12 protein-coding genes are annotated in these 15559 nt (G+C 74.6%); 7 read left to right on the forward strand and 5 right to left on the reverse strand.

The window, feature by feature from the left end; translation table 11 throughout:
- The first annotated feature begins 10 nt into the window (after window positions 1-10).
- Entirely contained in the window at window positions 11-3736 is a 3726-nt protein-coding gene (locus tag ACFV04_RS00985) for a SpoIIE family protein phosphatase (protein ID WP_380337788.1), read from the forward strand.
- Between the two features lie 112 nt (window positions 3737-3848).
- Window positions 3849-4253 (forward strand): nuclear transport factor 2 family protein, encoded by a 405-nt coding sequence (locus tag ACFV04_RS00990; RefSeq protein WP_380525897.1) that lies wholly within the window; start codon window positions 3849-3851, stop codon window positions 4251-4253.
- A 150-nt stretch (window positions 4254-4403) separates the two neighbouring features.
- Here ACFV04_RS00990 and ACFV04_RS00995 read toward each other — a convergent pair whose 3' ends face one another.
- From ACFV04_RS00995 to ACFV04_RS01005, 3 genes are all read right to left on the reverse strand, one after another.
- Window positions 4404-5471, reverse strand: coding sequence for an S-adenosylmethionine:tRNA ribosyltransferase-isomerase (locus tag ACFV04_RS00995; protein ID WP_380525899.1), 1068 nt, complete (start codon window positions 5469-5471; stop codon window positions 4404-4406).
- Window positions 5468-6259, reverse strand: a complete 792-nt coding sequence (locus ACFV04_RS01000) for an SDR family NAD(P)-dependent oxidoreductase (protein WP_380525901.1) — start codon at window positions 6257-6259, stop codon at window positions 5468-5470. Before ACFV04_RS01000 ends, ACFV04_RS00995 begins: the two co-directional genes overlap by 4 nt.
- Window positions 6260-6617: 358 nt before the next feature.
- Window positions 6618-7589, reverse strand: coding sequence for a pseudouridine synthase (locus ACFV04_RS01005; RefSeq protein WP_380525902.1), 972 nt, complete (start codon window positions 7587-7589; stop codon window positions 6618-6620).
- Between the two features lie 259 nt (window positions 7590-7848).
- Between ACFV04_RS01005 and ACFV04_RS01010 the strand changes: the two genes are divergently transcribed.
- The 3 genes from ACFV04_RS01010 to ACFV04_RS01020 all read left to right on the forward strand — a co-directional run bounded on the left by ACFV04_RS01010 (window position 7849) and on the right by ACFV04_RS01020 (window position 10610).
- Window positions 7849-9123: a PP2C family protein-serine/threonine phosphatase gene (locus ACFV04_RS01010; RefSeq protein ID WP_380525904.1), complete on the forward strand. Its 1275-nt coding sequence runs from the start codon at window positions 7849-7851 to the stop codon at window positions 9121-9123.
- A 13-nt stretch (window positions 9124-9136) separates the two neighbouring features.
- The gene (locus ACFV04_RS01015) at window positions 9137-9496 is read left to right on the forward strand and encodes a DUF3224 domain-containing protein (protein WP_380525906.1); all 360 of its coding nucleotides are present in this window, start codon (window positions 9137-9139) and stop codon (window positions 9494-9496) included.
- Window positions 9497-9695: 199 nt separating this feature from the next.
- A complete protein-coding gene (locus ACFV04_RS01020) occupies window positions 9696-10610 on the forward strand; it encodes a DUF5995 family protein (protein WP_380525908.1) in 915 nt (304 codons plus the stop codon).
- Here ACFV04_RS01020 and ACFV04_RS01025 read toward each other — a convergent pair.
- Window positions 10571-12010 (reverse strand): GuaB1 family IMP dehydrogenase-related protein, encoded by a 1440-nt coding sequence (locus ACFV04_RS01025; RefSeq protein ID WP_380337812.1) that lies wholly within the window; start codon window positions 12008-12010, stop codon window positions 10571-10573. The genes ACFV04_RS01020 and ACFV04_RS01025 overlap by 40 nt on opposite strands.
- A 259-nt stretch (window positions 12011-12269) precedes the next feature.
- Here ACFV04_RS01025 and ACFV04_RS01030 point away from each other — a divergent pair, with 259 nt between their 5' ends.
- Window positions 12270-13811 carry an SDR family NAD(P)-dependent oxidoreductase gene (locus ACFV04_RS01030; protein WP_380525909.1) on the forward strand — a complete coding sequence of 514 codons (1542 nt, stop codon included), beginning with the start codon at window positions 12270-12272 and terminating at the stop codon, window positions 13809-13811.
- A gap of 34 nt (window positions 13812-13845) precedes the next feature.
- On the forward strand, window positions 13846-14319 hold the full coding sequence (locus ACFV04_RS01035) for an NUDIX hydrolase (protein ID WP_380525911.1): 474 nt from the start codon (window positions 13846-13848) through the stop codon (window positions 14317-14319).
- A gap of 64 nt (window positions 14320-14383) precedes the next feature.
- On the opposite strand, the gene ACFV04_RS01040 is transcribed toward ACFV04_RS01035, so the two are convergent.
- The coding region (locus ACFV04_RS01040) for an ABC transporter permease (protein WP_380525912.1) at window positions 14384-15559 on the reverse strand (1176 nt) is incomplete at its 5' end.

The following is a 15559-nucleotide window of genomic DNA, read 5'->3' on the forward strand; positions in this document are numbered from 1 at the left end:
GGCAGGGCTGGTGGGAACGATCTCCGGACGCCTCTGGGACGGTTCTCTGGCCATGGTCGACGACAACTCGCAGCGCGCGGGGGAACCGCAGCAGGACGCCCTGCTGATGGTGCCGATCGCCACGGCGCTGATCGCGGCCGACGGGCGGATCCTGCACTGGAGCAGTGACGCCGAGGCACTGCTCGGTCACCGCGCGCAGGACGCGGTCGGGGCGAAGGCGGCCAAGCTGCTGACCACCGACGAGGGACGGCCCGAGGTCCTGCGGCTGTTCCAGCAGATCCTGGAGGGCCGCGCCTGGACCGGCGTGTTCCCGGTCCGCCACCGCGACGGGCACCTGGTGACCCTGGAGTTCCGCACCCACCCGATCCGTGGCCCCGGCGGTGAACCGCTGGTGCTGGCGGTCGCCTCCGAGGTGACCACGCTGCGCCGGATCCAGGCGGACCTGGCCGTCCTGGACGGGTTCTTCACCCAGTCCCCGGTCGGCATGGCCGTGTACGACACCGAGCTGCGCTTCATCCGGTTGAACGAGGCGCTGGCCCGGATCAACGGCCTCCCCACCGAGCAGCACCTGGGCCACCGGATCACCGAGTTGCTGCCCGGGATCAACGGCTCCGAGTCCGAGGCGGTGATGCGCCGGGTGCTGGAGAGCGGAGAGCCGGTGGTGGACACCCGCTCGCACGGCCGCACTCCGGGGGACCCGCAGCACGACCACGCCTGGTCCGCCTCCTACTTCCGGCTGGAGGACCGCAGCGGCCGGGTGCTCGGGGTGAGTTCGACCGTCGTCGACGTCACCGGCCGGTTCCGGGCCGACGCCCGGGCGGCCCGCGCCCAGGAGCGGCTCGCGCTGCTGGTCGACGCGACCGCCTCCATCGGCACCACGCTCGACCTGCGGCAGACCGCGCGCGAGCTGGCCGACGCGATGGTGCCCAGGGTCGCCGACATCAGCGGGGTGTTCGCGCTGGAGGCGCTGGTGGCCGGCCGCACCGTCGAGCCGCCCACGGCGGGCGCCCCACAGCTGGTGCGCCGGCTGGCACTGGCCACCGCCGACCCGCTCTACCCGGCCGACGCGCTGCCGGTGGACACCGTGTACGAGCTGCCCGCGGACTCCCCGTACGCCCGCGCCCTGAGCAGCGGGCGGACGGTGGTGATCCCGTCCTGGGAGCTGCCGATGCTCAGCAGCGGCATCAACGAGAGCCGCCGGCAGGCCTTCCTCGGCGACCGTCCGCGCTCGGTGCGGATCACCCCGCTGGTGGCGCGCGGCACCACGCTCGGCATGGTGGTGTACTCGCGGCGCGGCGAGCGCGAGTCCTTCGCGGAGGCGGACATCACGCTCGGCGACGAACTGTCCTCGCGGGCCGCCGTCGCGATCGACAACGCCCGGCTGTACCTGCGCCAGCACCAGACGGTCCTGGCCCGTCAGCAGGCGCTGCGCGAGGCGAAGGCCGCGCAGGAACGCCTGGCCCTGGTCAACGTGGCCTCCACCCGGATCGGCACCACACTCGATCTCGCCCAGACCGCGCAGGAGTTGGCCGAGGTGGCGACGCCCCGGCTGGCCGACACGGTGGTGGTGGAGGTGCTGGAGGAACTGGTCCGCGGCGAGCGCGAGGCCCGTGCGCCCGCGGACGGTTCGGCGCTGCTGCGGCGGATGGCCTTCCACTCGGTGCACGGCTCGACCCTGCAGCCGATCGCCCGCACCGGCAACGTGCACCGGTTCCGGCCCACTTCGCCGTACGCGTGGAGCCTGGCGCACCGCAAGCCGGTGCTGGTGCCGCGGATGGACGAGCAGGGCATGGCCTGGTTCGCCGACGACCCGGTGCGCACCGCCGCGGTCCGGGAGCAGAACGTGCGCTCGTTCATGGTGGTCCCGCTGATCGCGCGCGGCACCCCGGTCGGCGTCGCGGGCTTCTACCGGACCCTGGTGGAGCGCCCGTACGAGGACGACGACGTGGCGCTGGCCGGGGAGTTGGCGGTGCGGGCCGCCGTCTCCATCGACAACGCGCTGCTGTTCACCCGCGAGCGCGACGCGGCAGCCGCCCGGCAGCGGGCGCTGGACGAGGCCTGGGCCGCCCAGCAGCGGCTGTCGCTGCTGAACGAGGCCAGCAACCGGATCGGCACCACGCTCGATCTGCACCGCACGGCCCAGGAGTTGGTGGAGGTGGTGATCCCGCGCTTCGCCGACTTCGTCACCGTGGACCTGCGCGACGCGGTGCTCAGCGGCGAGGAGCCCGGGTCCGTCCCGGCCGAGGGCCGGGTCCTGATGCGGGCCGTGGCGGTCGGCGAGTCGGCCCAGGACGGCACCATGACGGAGGCCGCCGACCAGGTCGGCGAGACCTCGCACTCCGCCCAGTTGTACGCGCAGAGCCTGCGCACCCGCCGCTCGATCCTGGTGTCCGAGGTGAACGAGGCGGAGCTGCGCCGGATCGTCGCCTCCCCCGACCGGGTGCAGCCGGGGCTGGAAGCCGGGGTGCACTCGTACCTGATGGTGCCGCTGATGGCGCGCGGACACGTGCTGGGCGGCGCGGAGTTCGTCCGCACCCACAATCCGCTGCCGTTCGGCTCCGCGGACCGCTCGCTGGCCGAGGAACTGGCCGCCCGCACCGCGCTCGCGATCGACAACGGCCGGCTCTACCGCCGGGAGCGGGACACCGCGCTCATGCTGCAGCGCAGCCTGCTGCCGCAGGAGGTGCACCGCACCCTCGGTCTGGACATCGCCTACCGCTACCTGCCCAGCAGCGTGGTCAGCGAGGTCGGCGGCGACTGGTTCGACGTGGTACCGCTCTCCTCGGGGCGGGTCGCCCTGATCGTCGGCGACGTCATGGGCCACGGCATCCGGGCCGCCGCGACCATGGGCCAACTCCGCACGGCAGCGAGGACGTTGATCACTCTCGACCTGGATCCGGCCCGGGTCCTGCACCGGCTGGACGAAGCCACCACCGCCGTCGGCGAGGGCCAGTTCGCCACCTGCGTCTGTGTGGTCTACGACCCGGTGGACCGCCACTGCACCGCGGCCAGCGCCGGACACCTGCCGCCCGTGGTCGCCGACACCGAAGGGCGGGCGCACCTGATCGAGCTGCCGACCGGCACCCCGCTCGGGGTCGGTGGAGTCCCCTTCGAGAACGCCGAGTTCACCCTCCCCGAGGAGGGCATCCTGACGCTCTACACCGACGGACTGGTCGAGCGCCGGGGCCGCGACATCGACGAGGGACTGCGGCTGCTCTGCCACACGGTCGCCGACCGGCACCACTCGCTGGAGCAGACCTGCGACGCCGTCCTGGCCCGGCTCACCGGCCGCACCAGCGAGGACGACATCGCCGTCATCATGGCGCAGGTCCGCCCGTACGGCGCCGACCGGATCGCCACCCTCCCGCTCACCGGCGACCACGCGATGGTCGCGCACTCGCGTCGCTTCACCCGCGAGACCCTGGAGGCCTGGGGCCTCGGCGCGCTGGTCGACTGGGCCGAACTGCTCACCAGCGAGCTGATCACCAACGCCCTGGTGCACGCCGGGTCCCCCACCCAGCTGCGGCTGTTCTGCAACCGGGTGCTCACCGTCGAGGTCGCCGACCGGGAGACCGAGACGCCCCGGATCCGGCGCGCCCGCACCGAGGACGAGGGCGGCCGGGGCATCCACCTGGTCAACGAGCTCGCGCACCGCTGGGGCAGCCGCCGGACCGACGGCGGCAAGGTGGTCTGGTTCGAGCTGGAACTGCCCCCGGGGGCCCCACCCACTGCATGAACAACGGACGGTTGTCGGGCCGCCGCGCCGGTTGTTGGCCCGGCGGACCGCCCCGGCGGTTACCTGGTGCCACGGCGGGACAGCCCCGACCGGACGGACCAGAGGAGCCACCGTGAACCACCCCGACGCCCGCACCGTCGTCACCGACTACGTCAACCTCATCGCGGCCGGCGAACGCGAGTCCGCGATCGCCCTGTTCGCCGAGGACGCCACCTGGACCTACCCCGGCCACCTCCCCATCTCCCGCACCTGGCAGGGCAAGCAGGAGATCTTCGGCGACTTCCTCGGCCGGATCGGCGACTACTTCGCCCCCGACGGCCTGCCCGTCATCACCCTCACCCACGTCCTCGCCGACGGCCCGCAGGCGGTCGCCGAGTGGACCACCGTCGGCAGGGCCGCCAACGGCGAACCGTACGAGAACCACTGCCTGGGCGTCTTCACCGTCGAGAACGGCCGCATCACCGCCGTCCGCGAGTACCTGGACACCGACCACGTCGCCCGCACCCTGCTGGCCTGACCGGCGGGGCAGCGGGCCGGCGGGGCCGCGGGCCCGCGGACGGACGGGCCGGCGGGGCAGCGGGACAGCGGGACAGCGGGGCAGCAGGCCGACTCTCGGGCAGGCGGACGGACGGGCCGGCGGGAGACGCGGCGCGGGCCGACGCCGCGCTCAGTCCGGCAGCAGGAGGTTGACGTCGCCGAACTCGTGCCACAGGTAGCGGTGTCGCACCGCGGCGCGGTAGCAGGCCGTGAGGAGGGGGCGGCCGGCGACGGCGGCGAGCATCAGGAGGTGGGAGGCGCGGGGCTCGTGCCAGCCGGTGAGCAGGCCGTCGACGGCGCGGACACCGCGTTCGGGGGTGATGACCAACTCCGTCCAGCCGTCGGCCTCCCGGAGGGTGCCGTCCGGATCGGCGGCCGACTCCAGGGCGCGGACCACGGTGGTGCCGACGGCGATCACCCGGCCGCCGCCGGCCCGGACGTGGCCGGCCAGGCGGGCGGTGGCGGCGGGGACGTGGAAGCGCTCGGCGTACGGGGCCTCGTGCGCCTCGGGCGAGGCCACCCCGGTGTGCAGGGTGACCGGCGCGACGAGCACGCCCCGGCCCGCCAGCCGGGCCACCACCTCGGCGCTGAACGGGCGGGCCGCGCTGGGCATTTCACTGCTACCGGGGACGGTCGCGAACACCGTCTGGTAGGCGTCGATCGGCCAGTCACGGTCCACGTAGCCGTACCGGATCGCCCGGCCGTGCTCCGCCAGGTAGGGCAACAGGTCTGCGGGCAGGGTGAGTTCGGCGTACCAGAGGCGGGCGGTGAAGGCCCGGGTCAGTACCGCCGCACCGTCGGCGGGCAGGGCGACCCGCAGCCCCGCGCGGGCCGGGGACTCCGCCGGCGGGTAGTACGCCGCCGCCTCCCCGGGGACGACGCGGCGCAGCTCGACCAGGTGGGAGCCGTACCGGTCCGGCTGGGCGGAGGAGAGGTGCAGCGCGACAGGCGTGCCGTCGGGCAGTCGGCCGGGCAGCGCGGCGGGGAGGGTGGCCGAGTTGTTGACCACCAGGAGGTCCCCCGGGCGCAGCACTTCGGGCAGGTCGGTGAAGCGGCGGTGCTCGACGCCGCCGGTGGCGCGTCGGCCGACCAGCATCCGGACGTCGTCCCGGGCCGCGCCGCGGGCCTCCGCCGGTGCGCGGGCGGAGAGTTCGGGCGGAACGGTGAGGTCGAGGCCGAGGTCGGCGGGTGCGGTCATCGGTCACCCGCGTCCGTGGCCTGGGCCGCCGGGGCCGCCGGGGCGATCTGCGCGGCCAGGTCCTCGGCCAGGTAGCGGCCGGACGGGGTGCGGTCGCGGACCAGGCCGAGCAGGACCGGCACCACCTCCTCGGGGAGCGGCTCGCCGGAGATGTCCTCGCCCGGGCCGGCCTCCTGGAGCATCCGGGTGCGCATGCTGCCCGGGTCGACGGCCCAGACCCGCAACTCCGGCTCCTCCTGGGCGAGGACGGCGGTCGCGAGGTCGAGCGCGGCCTTGCTGGCGCCGTAGCCGCCCCAACCGGCGTAGGGCACCACGGCGGCGTCGGAGCTGATGTTGAGGACGGCGCCGGCGTGCCCGCGCAACTGGGGCAGGACGAGCTGGGTGAGGGCGATCGGGGCGAGTGCGTTGACCTCGAAGGTCTCCAGCAGGTCCGGCAGCGGGTGGTCGGCCAGGCGGGGCAGCGGCCGGGAGCCGGGGGCGGGCGCGCCGTTGAGCGTGCCGGCGTTGTTGACCAGCAGGCTCGCCCCGCCGAGCCGCTCGGCGGCTTCGGCCAGGTGCGCGCGGTGGTCGTCGTCGACGACGCTGCCGGGCAGGGCGACGACCTTGGTGACGGCGGCCAGGTCCGCCTCGGCGGCGGCGAGGGCGGCGGCGCCCCGGGCGGTGATCACCAGCTGCCAGCCGTCGGCGGCGAGGGCGCGCGCGAGGGCCAGGCCGAGGCCCCGGGAGGCGCCGGTGACCAGGGCGACGGGGGCGGTGTGCGGTGCGGCGGTGCGCTGTGCTGCGTTCATGCCGCAACGATCCCGCCGCCGGGCGGGCGGCGGATCGGCCCCCGGGACCGGGACCGGGTCGGACGTTCGCCCTAGATCGACGGAACGTCCTAGGACCTCCTCGTCCACCGGTCGGGTCCTGGCCTACGGGCCGGATACCGGCGACGACGGCGACGGCGACGGCGACCCCCGACGCCCGACGCCCGGGCGGCGAACGGGATCGGACGGTGACCGCGATCCTGCCGACGGCCCGCCCGTCCAGGAGCCGACGGACGGCCTGCAACCCCGTCGGTGACCCGGTCCGGCCGACCGGCCGACGGGCGTACCGACCTACCGGCCCGCGGGCCCACGGGCCCACCGGCCTGACCGCCCCACGGGCCTACGGCCGGGGCCGGGACCCGCCGCCGGAGCCCTCGGACCAGCCCTGCGGATCGGTCCACGCGGCCAGGGTGCGACGGCTCTCGAAGCGGCGTTCGCGGCCGGTCAGCGGATCGGTGAACTCGACCACCGTGGCGAGCAGTTGCAGCGGGCGGCGGAAGTCGTCCGGGGCCGGCTCGGTGAGGACCACCGGGTACACCGGGTCGCCGAGGATCGGCAGTCCGAGGCCGCTCATGTGCAGCCGCAGCTGGTGGGTGCGGCCGCTCAGCGGGAGCAGCCGGTAGCGGGCGAGGCCGTCGCGCGGCTCCAGCAGCTCGATCCGGCTCTCGCTGTTCGGCGGCGCGTCCAGCTCCTGCGCCGCGATCACCCCGCGCTCCTTGACGATGTGGCTGCGCACGGTGCGCGGCAGGCTCAGCTCCGGGTCGTACGGGGCGATCGCCTGGTACTCCTTGCGCACCAGGCGGTCGCGGAACAGCGTCTGGTAGGCGCCGCGCTCCTCCGGGCGCACGATGAACATGGCCAGGCCGGCGGTCAGCCGGTCGAGGCGGTGCGCGGGGCTGAGCTCGGGCAGGCCGAGGGTGTGCCGCAGCCGGGAGAGCGCGGTCTCGGTGACGTGCCTGCCGCGCGGGGTGGTGGCCAGGAAGTGCGGCTTGTCGACGATCACCAGGTGCTCGTCGCGGTGCAGCACGACCAGGTCGAACGGGACCGGGACCTCCACCGGGAGGTCGCGGTGGAACCACAGGTGCGCGCCGGGGCGGAACGGTTCGTCCGGGGCGACCGGGCCGTGCTCGCCGACGATCTCGCCGTCGCGCAGCGCCGCGTCGATCCGCTCGGCCGGAACGGCGGGCAGTCGCTCGACCAGGTGCTCCCGCACGGTCGGCCAGGGGCCTTCGAGCGGCAGCCGGAGGTGCACCGGTTCCACGCCGAGGCGCTGCGGGAGGGGGGAGGCCGGTCGGCGGCTCTTGCGTCTCATCTCCCGGCCCAGCGTAGTGCGCGCCCCGGCCGGGCCCGCGCCCGAGGTGCGGCCCCCGCCGGGGCCGTCCCCGGGGCCGGCCGGTGCCGACGCCCGGGACCGGCTCGGGGTGCCGGCCCGGGCCCCGTCGAGGTGCCGCCCCGGAGCGGGGCGGGGAGAGTGGACCGGTGGCCCTCGCTCCGCCGGGGGCCTGCGGCCATCCGCCGGGCACCACCTGTCGGAGGCCCGTCGGCTCATCCGACGCACCACTGGAGGACGCGTGACCGCCGACGGCCCGGACGGGGTGCCACCGCTGCACCTGCCCCGACGGACCCGGATGCTGCTGTACGGCTCGCTCCTGCTGCTGGTCGCCGCCGTGGTGGCCGCACTGGCCATCGGCCCGGGGACCACCCTGGCCCCGCTGCTCGCGGTGGCCCCGGTGCTCGCCGGGGCGACCACCCGGCGGGCCCGGGTGCCGCTGCTGGTCGGTGCGGCGGCGCTGCTCACGGTCGGGCTGCTGGAGTCGGCCAACGCGCAGCTGCCGCTCTCCGTCCGGATCAGCGTGCCGGTCACCGTACTGGCCTCGACGCTGGCCAGCTCGGCCAGCGTGGTGCTGGTGGCGGCCCGCGAGCGGGAGCTGTTCCAGGTCCGCACGGTGGCCGAGGCCGCACAGCGGGCCCTGCTACGGCCCCCACCGGAGCGGATCGGACCACTGCGGGTCGCGGTGCGCTACGTCGCGGCAGCAGCCGAGGCCCGGATCGGCGGCGACCTGTACGCCGTGGTCGAGACCCGCTTCGGAGTACGGATCCTCCTCGGCGACGTCCAAGGACACGGGCTCCCCGCCGTGGAGACCGCCGCGGACGTCCTCGGAGTGTTCCGCGAAGCCGCCCGCACCGAACCCGACCCGGGCCGGCTCGCCCAGCGACTGGACGCGGCACTCACCGCCCGCCCGGACGCGGACCGCTTCGCCACCGCGCTGCTTCTCGACGTGCCCCCGGACCGGGGCCCGGTCCGGGTCGTCAACTGCGGCCACCCGGCCCCACTGCTCCGCCGCTCCGGCCGCGTCAGCGAACTGGAACCACCGTTCCCGGCACCCCCACTGGGCCTGCTCGGACTGACCGACGACGAGTACCCCACACGACACTTCGACCCCGAACCCGGCGACCTGCTGCTCCTGCACACCGACGGCGTGTCGGAGGCGCGGGACGCCGGGGGGGCGGTTCTACCCGCTGGCGCAGCGGCTGCCCCACCTGCACGGCGGCAGCCCGGCGGACGTGCTGGACGCGGTGCTGGCGGACGTCGGCGGCTGGGTCGGGAACGCCGGGCTGGCCGACGACGCGGCGGTGCTGGCGGTGCGCTGGGAGCCGTGACGGGCAGCCCGGCGGGGGCTCGGCGAGGGCTCGGCGGGAGCCGTCCCGGGGCGGGGCGCCCTCGGCCGCCCGGGTCGAATTGTCAGTGGCCTGTGCAAGGCTCGGTGCACGGTCGGCGGGGAGCCGGTCGCCGGAGCACGGTCGACGATCGACGACGGGACGGGTGTCATGGGGTTCAGGGCTGAGGGATCGTTCGAGGTGACGGCGTTCGAGCCGGTGGACACGGAGGAGCGCGAGGGCGCGGCCTTCGGGCGGATCCGGATCGCCAAGACCTTCACGGGCGGGCTGAGCGGCACGAGCGAGGTACGGATGATCTCCGTCGGCGGCCCGTCCGGCGCCCCGGCGTCGTACGTCGCGGTGGAGCACGTCACGGGTGTACTGGACGGGCGCACCGGATCGTTCGTGCTGCAGCACGCGGCCTGGGACACCACCGGCACGACGATACGCGTGGTGCCGGGCACGGGGGCGGGCGAGCTGGTCGGGATCACCGGCGAGTTCCACCTGACCGTCGACGCGTCCGGTGCCCACACCTTCGTCCTGGAGTACGAGCTGGGCTGACGCCCCCGCGGCGCACCTCCTCCGGCCCACGGGCCGCTCCCGACCTGACGGCCCGCGCCCGGCACCTGACGGCCCGTGCCCGACGGCTCACGCCCCGCGGGCTCCGTCACCTCGACGGCCGTGTGCCGCGTGGGCCGGGCGCTCGGCGGCGCTGTCACGATGATGCGATCAGTGCACGATCGACATCGGAGGGTGACGCATGCCCGGCACGGCGGTGGATCGTACGACGACGGTGGTCACGGCGTCGGCAACGGAGGCGTCGACGGTCGAGGAGGTGCTCGGCCGGCTGCGGGAGATCGGGGCGGGGCTGCCCCCGGCCGACGGGGTGGCGGTCTTCAACCGGCTCTACTGCGACGTCACGGAGGCGGTCCGCGACCGGCTCGACGGCGGCTGCTTCGCCGACCCGTCGGCGATGGCCGAGCTGGACGTGGTGTTCGCCGGGCGGTACCTGCGGGCCGTGGCCGCCGACGCGGCCGGGCAGGAGCCGCCCGCCTGCTGGCGGCCGCTGTTCGCGCTGCGCGCCCGCCCGGGGGTGCACCCGCTGCAGTTCGCGTTGGCCGGGATGAACGCCCACATCCAGCACGACCTGCCGCTGGCCGTCGTGGACACCTGCCGCCGCCGGGGCTGCGAACCGGCCGGGATCGAGGAGGACTACCACCGGATCAACGGAGTGCTGGCCGAGGTGGAGACGGCCGTCCGGGAGCGGCTGATGCCCGGGCCCGACCTGCTGGAGCGCGCCGAACCGCTCACCCACCTGCTCGGCACCTGGTCCGTCGGGGCCGCCCGTGAGACGGCCTGGTCCGCCGTCCGGGCGCTCTGGGAGCTGCGGCACCTGCCGGGCGCGGCCCGGGCCTTCGCCGCTGCGCTGGACGGTTCGGTGGGACTGCTGGGGCGCGCCCTGCTGATCCCGCTCGGACCCGACGACGGACCGGACGGCGGACCGAACGGCGGACCGGGGCACCGCCGGGGCGACCGTCGGGACGACGGACCGGGCGCCGGCCCCCGGACGGCACCGGCCGGCCGGCTCCCCGAAGCGAGGAACCGGCCGACCGGTGAATCCGCCGGAGCGGGCGATCAGGCCCAGCTGGAGTGCAGCGGCTTGCCCTCGGCATAGCCGGCCGCGCTCTGGACGCCCACGATCGCCTTCTCGCGGAACTCCTCCAGGCTGCTGGCGCCCGCGTAGGTGCAGGAGCTGCGCACGCCGGCGATGATCGAGTCGATCAGGTCCTCGACGCCCGGGCGGGCCGGGTCGATGAACATCCGGGAGTGCGAGATGCCCTCCTCGAACAGCGCCTTGCGGGCCCGGTCGTACGAGGAGTCCTGGACGGTGCGGTTGCTCACCGCGCGCGCCGAGGCCATGCCGAAGCTCTCCTTGTACTGGCGGCCGTCGGCGGCGGTCTGGAGGTCGCCCGGGGACTCGTAGGTCCCGGCGAACCACGAGCCGATCATCACGTTGGAGGCGCCGGCGGCCAGCGCCATCGCCACGTCGCGCGGGTGCCGCACGCCGCCGTCGGCCCACACGTGCTTGCCGAGCCGGCGCGCCTCGGCGGCGCACTCCAGGACGGCGGAGAACTGGGGGCGGCCGACGCCGGTCATCATCCGGGTGGTGCACATGGCGCCGGGGCCGACCCCGACCTTGAGGATGTCGGCGCCCGCCTCGACGAGGTCGCGGACACCGTCGGCGGCGACCACGTTGCCGGCCACGATCGGGATCTGCGGGTCCAGGCCGCGGACCGCGCGCAGCGCGCTGATCATGGACTCCTGGTGGCCGTGCGCGGTGTCCACCACGAGCACGTCGGCGCCGGCCTCGATCAGGGCCTTGGCCTTGCCCGCGACGTCGCCGTTGATGCCGACGGTGGCGGCGATCCGCAGCTTGCCGGCCGCGTCCACGGCGGGGGTGTAGAGGGTGGCGCGCAGCGCGCCCTTGCGGGTGAGGATGCCGACCAGGCGGCCCTCGGCGTCGACCACCGGGGCGAGCTTGCGGTGCGCCTCGGTGAGCTTCTCGAAGGCGGCGCGCGGCTCGACGCCCTCGTCCAGCAGCAGCAGGTCGCGGGACATGATGTCGGCGAGGCTGGTGAAGCGGTCCACGCCCTGGCAGTCGGAGTCGGTGACCACGCCGACCGGCTTGCCGTCCTCGACGACCACGAGGGCGCCGTGCGCGCGCTTGGGGAGCAGCGAGAGCGCCTCGGCGACGGTGGCGCCCGGGGCGAGGGTGATCGGGGTGTCGTACACCAGGTGCCGCTGCTTGACCCAGGAGACGACCTCGGCGATGACCTCGGTGGGGATGTCCTGCGGGATGGCGACCAGGCCGCCGCGGCGGGCGACGGTCTCGGCCATCCGGCGGCCGGCGATGGCGGTCATGTTGGCCACGACCAGCGGGATGGTGGTGCCGGTGCCGTCGTTCGACGAGAGGTCCACGCCCTGCCGGGAGCCCACGGCGGAACGGCTGGGGACCATGAAGACGTCGTCGTACGTAAGGTCGTACGAGGGCTTGAGGTCGTTCAGGAAGCGCATGAAGGGGGCTCTCTGGCTGGGAGAAATTACACCTCGGGTGCGGTTGCGGCGATGCCGTCGGGGCGCACTCGGGCGCCCTGCACCCAGCATTCGATTCTCCGGGAGGGCGGGGGCAAAAGCCAGTTCGAGCAGCATTGCTGGGGCTGTACACAAACCGTGATCAATGCTCCGCGCGTAGACATGGAGGATCCTCCAAAGCCCTCCTCCGACGTCGGCTTTTCGCCCCGGCCCGGACCGCTCCCGTAGCATTCACGCGGTAATGGGCGAGGCGAACGGGAAAGCGGCAGCAAGCGTGGGCAACGGGCAGACGGACATCGAGCAGGGCCAGGACGAGGGGACCGAGGAGGAGATCGACTACGGACCCGGCCTCGACCCCGAGCGACTGAGGCTCTGCCTGGAGGTGATCGCCGAGCTCGACGAGCTGCACGTCGACCACCCGGACGCGATCACCGTCCGCCAGGCCGTGGGCGGCATATTCCGCACCCTCAAGCAGCGCCGCCGCCAGGAGACCCGGGCCCGCAAGACCGCCAACGACCGCGCGGTCACCGCCCGCACCGCCACCGGCGCGCCCACCCGCATCGACGACGAGACGGCCGGGGCCTTCGGCCTGACCACCGTCACCACCACCGAGATCGCCGGGATCCTGGAGCGGCCGCGCTCCTGCTACACCTGCAAGCAGCGGTACGTCGAGGTCGACGCCTTCTACCACAACCTGTGCCAGAACTGCGCGGTGCTCAACCGGTCCCGCCGGGACGCCCGCGCCGACCTCACCGGCAAGCGCGCGCTGCTCACCGGCGGCCGCGCCAAGATCGGGATGTACATCGCGCTGATGCTGCTGCGCGACGGCGCCCACACCACCATCACCACCCGCTTCCCCAACGACGCGATCCGCCGCTTCACGGCGATGCCGGACAGCGCCGACTGGATCCACCGCCTCAAGGTCATCGGCATCGACCTGCGCGACCCGGCCCAGGTGATGGCGCTCGCCGACGAGGTCGCCGCCGACGGCCCGCTGGACATCCTGATCAACAACGCCGCGCAGACCGTGCGCCGCCCGCCGGAGTCCTACCGCGAGCTGGTCAACGCCGAGTCCGCCCCGCTGCCGGCCGGCGAGCTGCCGCAGTCCACCACCATCGGCCGCTTCGGCAGCGGCAGCGTCGACCTGCCCGCGCTCCCCCACCAGGCGGGCGGCGACGAACAGCGGCTGGCCGCCGAGGACGTCACCTCGCTCGCCCTGGTCACCGGCTCCGCCACGCCCGCCCGGATCGCGGCCGGCACCGCGATCGACGCCGGCGGCCTGGTGCCCGACCTCGCGCCCACCAACAGCTGGGTGCAGACCGTCAACGAGGTCGGCCCGGTCGAGCTGCTGGAGGTGCAGCTCTGCAACTCCACCGCGCCGTTCATCCTGATCAGCCGGCTGCGCCCGGCGATGGCCGCCTCGGCGTCCCGCCGCAAGTACGTGGTCAACGTCTCCGCGATGGAGGGCGTGTTCCAGCGCGGCTACAAGGGCGCCGGCCACCCGCACACCAACATGGCCAAGGCCGCGCTCAACATGCTCACCCGCACCAGCGCGCAGGAGATGTTCGAGGCCGACGGCATCCTGATGACCGCCGTCGACACCGGCTGGATCACCGACGAGCGGCCGCACCCGGACAAGATGCGCCTCGCCGACGAGGGCTTCCACGCCCCGCTCGACCTGGTCGACGGCGCGGCCCGCGTCTACGACCCGATCGTGCGCGGCGAGCAGGGCGAGGACCTGTACGGCTGCTTCCTCAAGGACTACGAGCGCGGCAACTGGTAAGCACTTCCCGCAACCACCCAAAGGAGACGGCGAGTTGACCACCGCACCGCAGGCCGGGACCACCGCGCCGCTGCTCGGCGCCGGGATCATCGTGCCCACCGGGGACGGCCGGGTGCTGGTCGGCCGGCGCACCACCGCCGGCGAGCCGCCCACCTGGAGCCTGCCGGGCGGCAAGGTCGACCCCGGTGAGTCCTTCGAGCAGACCGCGGCCCGCGAACTCGCGGAGGAGACCGGCATCGTGCTGCCGGCCGAGGGGATGCGGGTGCTCGCCGTACACCTCGACCACGAGCTCGGCCGGCCGCGGCTGACCGCCGCCGTCCTCGCGCCGCCGAGCCTGGCGGAGGCGGTGGTCACCGAGCCGCACGCCTGCGCCGGCTGGGAGCGCTTCGCGGTGGACGAGCTGCCGGAGCCGATGTTCTACCCGTCCGCACTGGTCCTCGGCAGCTGGCTGCCCGGTCCGGACGGCGTACGGCGGGACGGGACGCACGGCTACCCCGTCGCCCGCTGAGGACGCACGGACGGCCCGGCGCCCACTCGGGGCGCCGGGCCGGTGCTCGACTGACCGACGGTGCTCAGCCGTTGCGGGCCGCCTCCGGCCCGGTGATCCGCCGCAGCAGCGGCAGCGTCGAGGCGATGATCCCGAGCGAGGCGGCCAGCCCGAAGGCCGTCAGCCCGTAGTACGTGAGGCCCGGGGACACCAGGCCGTAGTGCATCTGGGATTCGAGGAACATCGCCGCCGCGGCGAAGCCCGTCCCGATCGCGAGCGCCGACACCACCAGCAGCGGCAGCGCGCTCTCCAGTCCGACCACCCACCGCAGCAGGCGCAGCGGCGCCCCGGTCAGCCGCAGCATCGCGAACGGGCGGCGGCGGTCGGAGAGTCCTGCCACCACGCTCACCGCGAGGCTGCAGCCCGCGATCGGCAGGGTGGTCAGCAGGACGACGTCGGCGAGCTGACGCCAGCCCTGGAGCTTCTTCTGCCCCTCGGAGCTCCAGTCCTCGGCCATCCTGGCCAGGTACGACGGGAACTCCTCGGCGAAGAGGGTCCGCAGCTGTTCCTTGGCCGCCGGGGAGTCGTCGGTCGTCGCGTAGATGATGAACACCGGGAGGCGGGCGACCTCGTCGGCGGGGACCGGCGCCGACGGCCACTCCTTGTCGGGGTGCGCCTGGAGGTCGAGGACGCCGTTCCGGTCAACGGCCGCCACGGTGGCGCCGGGGGCGCAGTGGCCGACGACGGGGATCTGCGCCAGCTCCGAGCAGCGCACGAGGGCGGGCACGATCCGTTCCCTGCCGTCCTGGGACGCGCCGATCCCGGCCGGGTTGTCGTGCAGCAGCGCCATCCCCTCGAAGCCGGGGACGGCCCGGGCCCGGGCCACCACCCCGTCGGGCACCGCGGGGATCAGCACCGGCTTCTCCGGGCCGAGCAGCGGGGTGTCCACGACCGCCTTGCGGACCTCCGGAGCGCCGTTGAGCGTGCTCCGGTTCGCCTCGATGGTGCTCATGATGCTCAGCGTCGCGGTGGTCACGAACAGGGCCAGCACCAGACCGGCGACCGAGCGGAACCCGGCCCGCGGGTCGTCCCCCAGCCGGCGCATCGCGATCAGCGCGGCCGGGCGGTGGGTATGCCGGGCCACCGCCCGGGCGGCCGCCGCGGTGAGCCACGGACCGGCGATCACCAGGCCGAACATCACCAGGACGAAGCCGGTCAGGTAGGCCGCCGACTGGGCGTCGGTGGTCGCCGGGTGGTTGAC

The sequence above is a fragment of the Kitasatospora sp. NPDC059599 genome (genome assembly GCF_042735125.1).
GTDB lineage: Bacteria > Actinomycetota > Actinomycetes > Streptomycetales > Streptomycetaceae > Kitasatospora.

Bases quoted from the DNA above. Each gene is read 5' to 3' on its own strand.
- ACFV04_RS00995 (WP_380525899.1), bottom strand. From the start codon at position 5,471: ATGACCGCACCCGCCGACCTCGGCCTCGACCTCACCGTTCCGCCCGAA.
- ACFV04_RS01020 (WP_380525908.1), top strand. From the start codon at position 9,696: ATGCCCGGCACGGCGGTGGATCGTACGACGACGGTGGTCACGGCGTCG.
- ACFV04_RS01030 (WP_380525909.1), top strand. From the start codon at position 12,270: ATGGGCGAGGCGAACGGGAAAGCGGCAGCAAGCGTGGGCAACGGGCAG.
- ACFV04_RS01005 (WP_380525902.1), bottom strand. From the start codon at position 7,589: ATGAGACGCAAGAGCCGCCGACCGGCCTCCCCCCTCCCGCAGCGCCTC.
- ACFV04_RS01000 (WP_380525901.1), bottom strand. From the start codon at position 6,259: ATGAACGCAGCACAGCGCACCGCCGCACCGCACACCGCCCCCGTCGCC.
- ACFV04_RS01025 (WP_380337812.1), bottom strand. From the start codon at position 12,010: ATGCGCTTCCTGAACGACCTCAAGCCCTCGTACGACCTTACGTACGAC.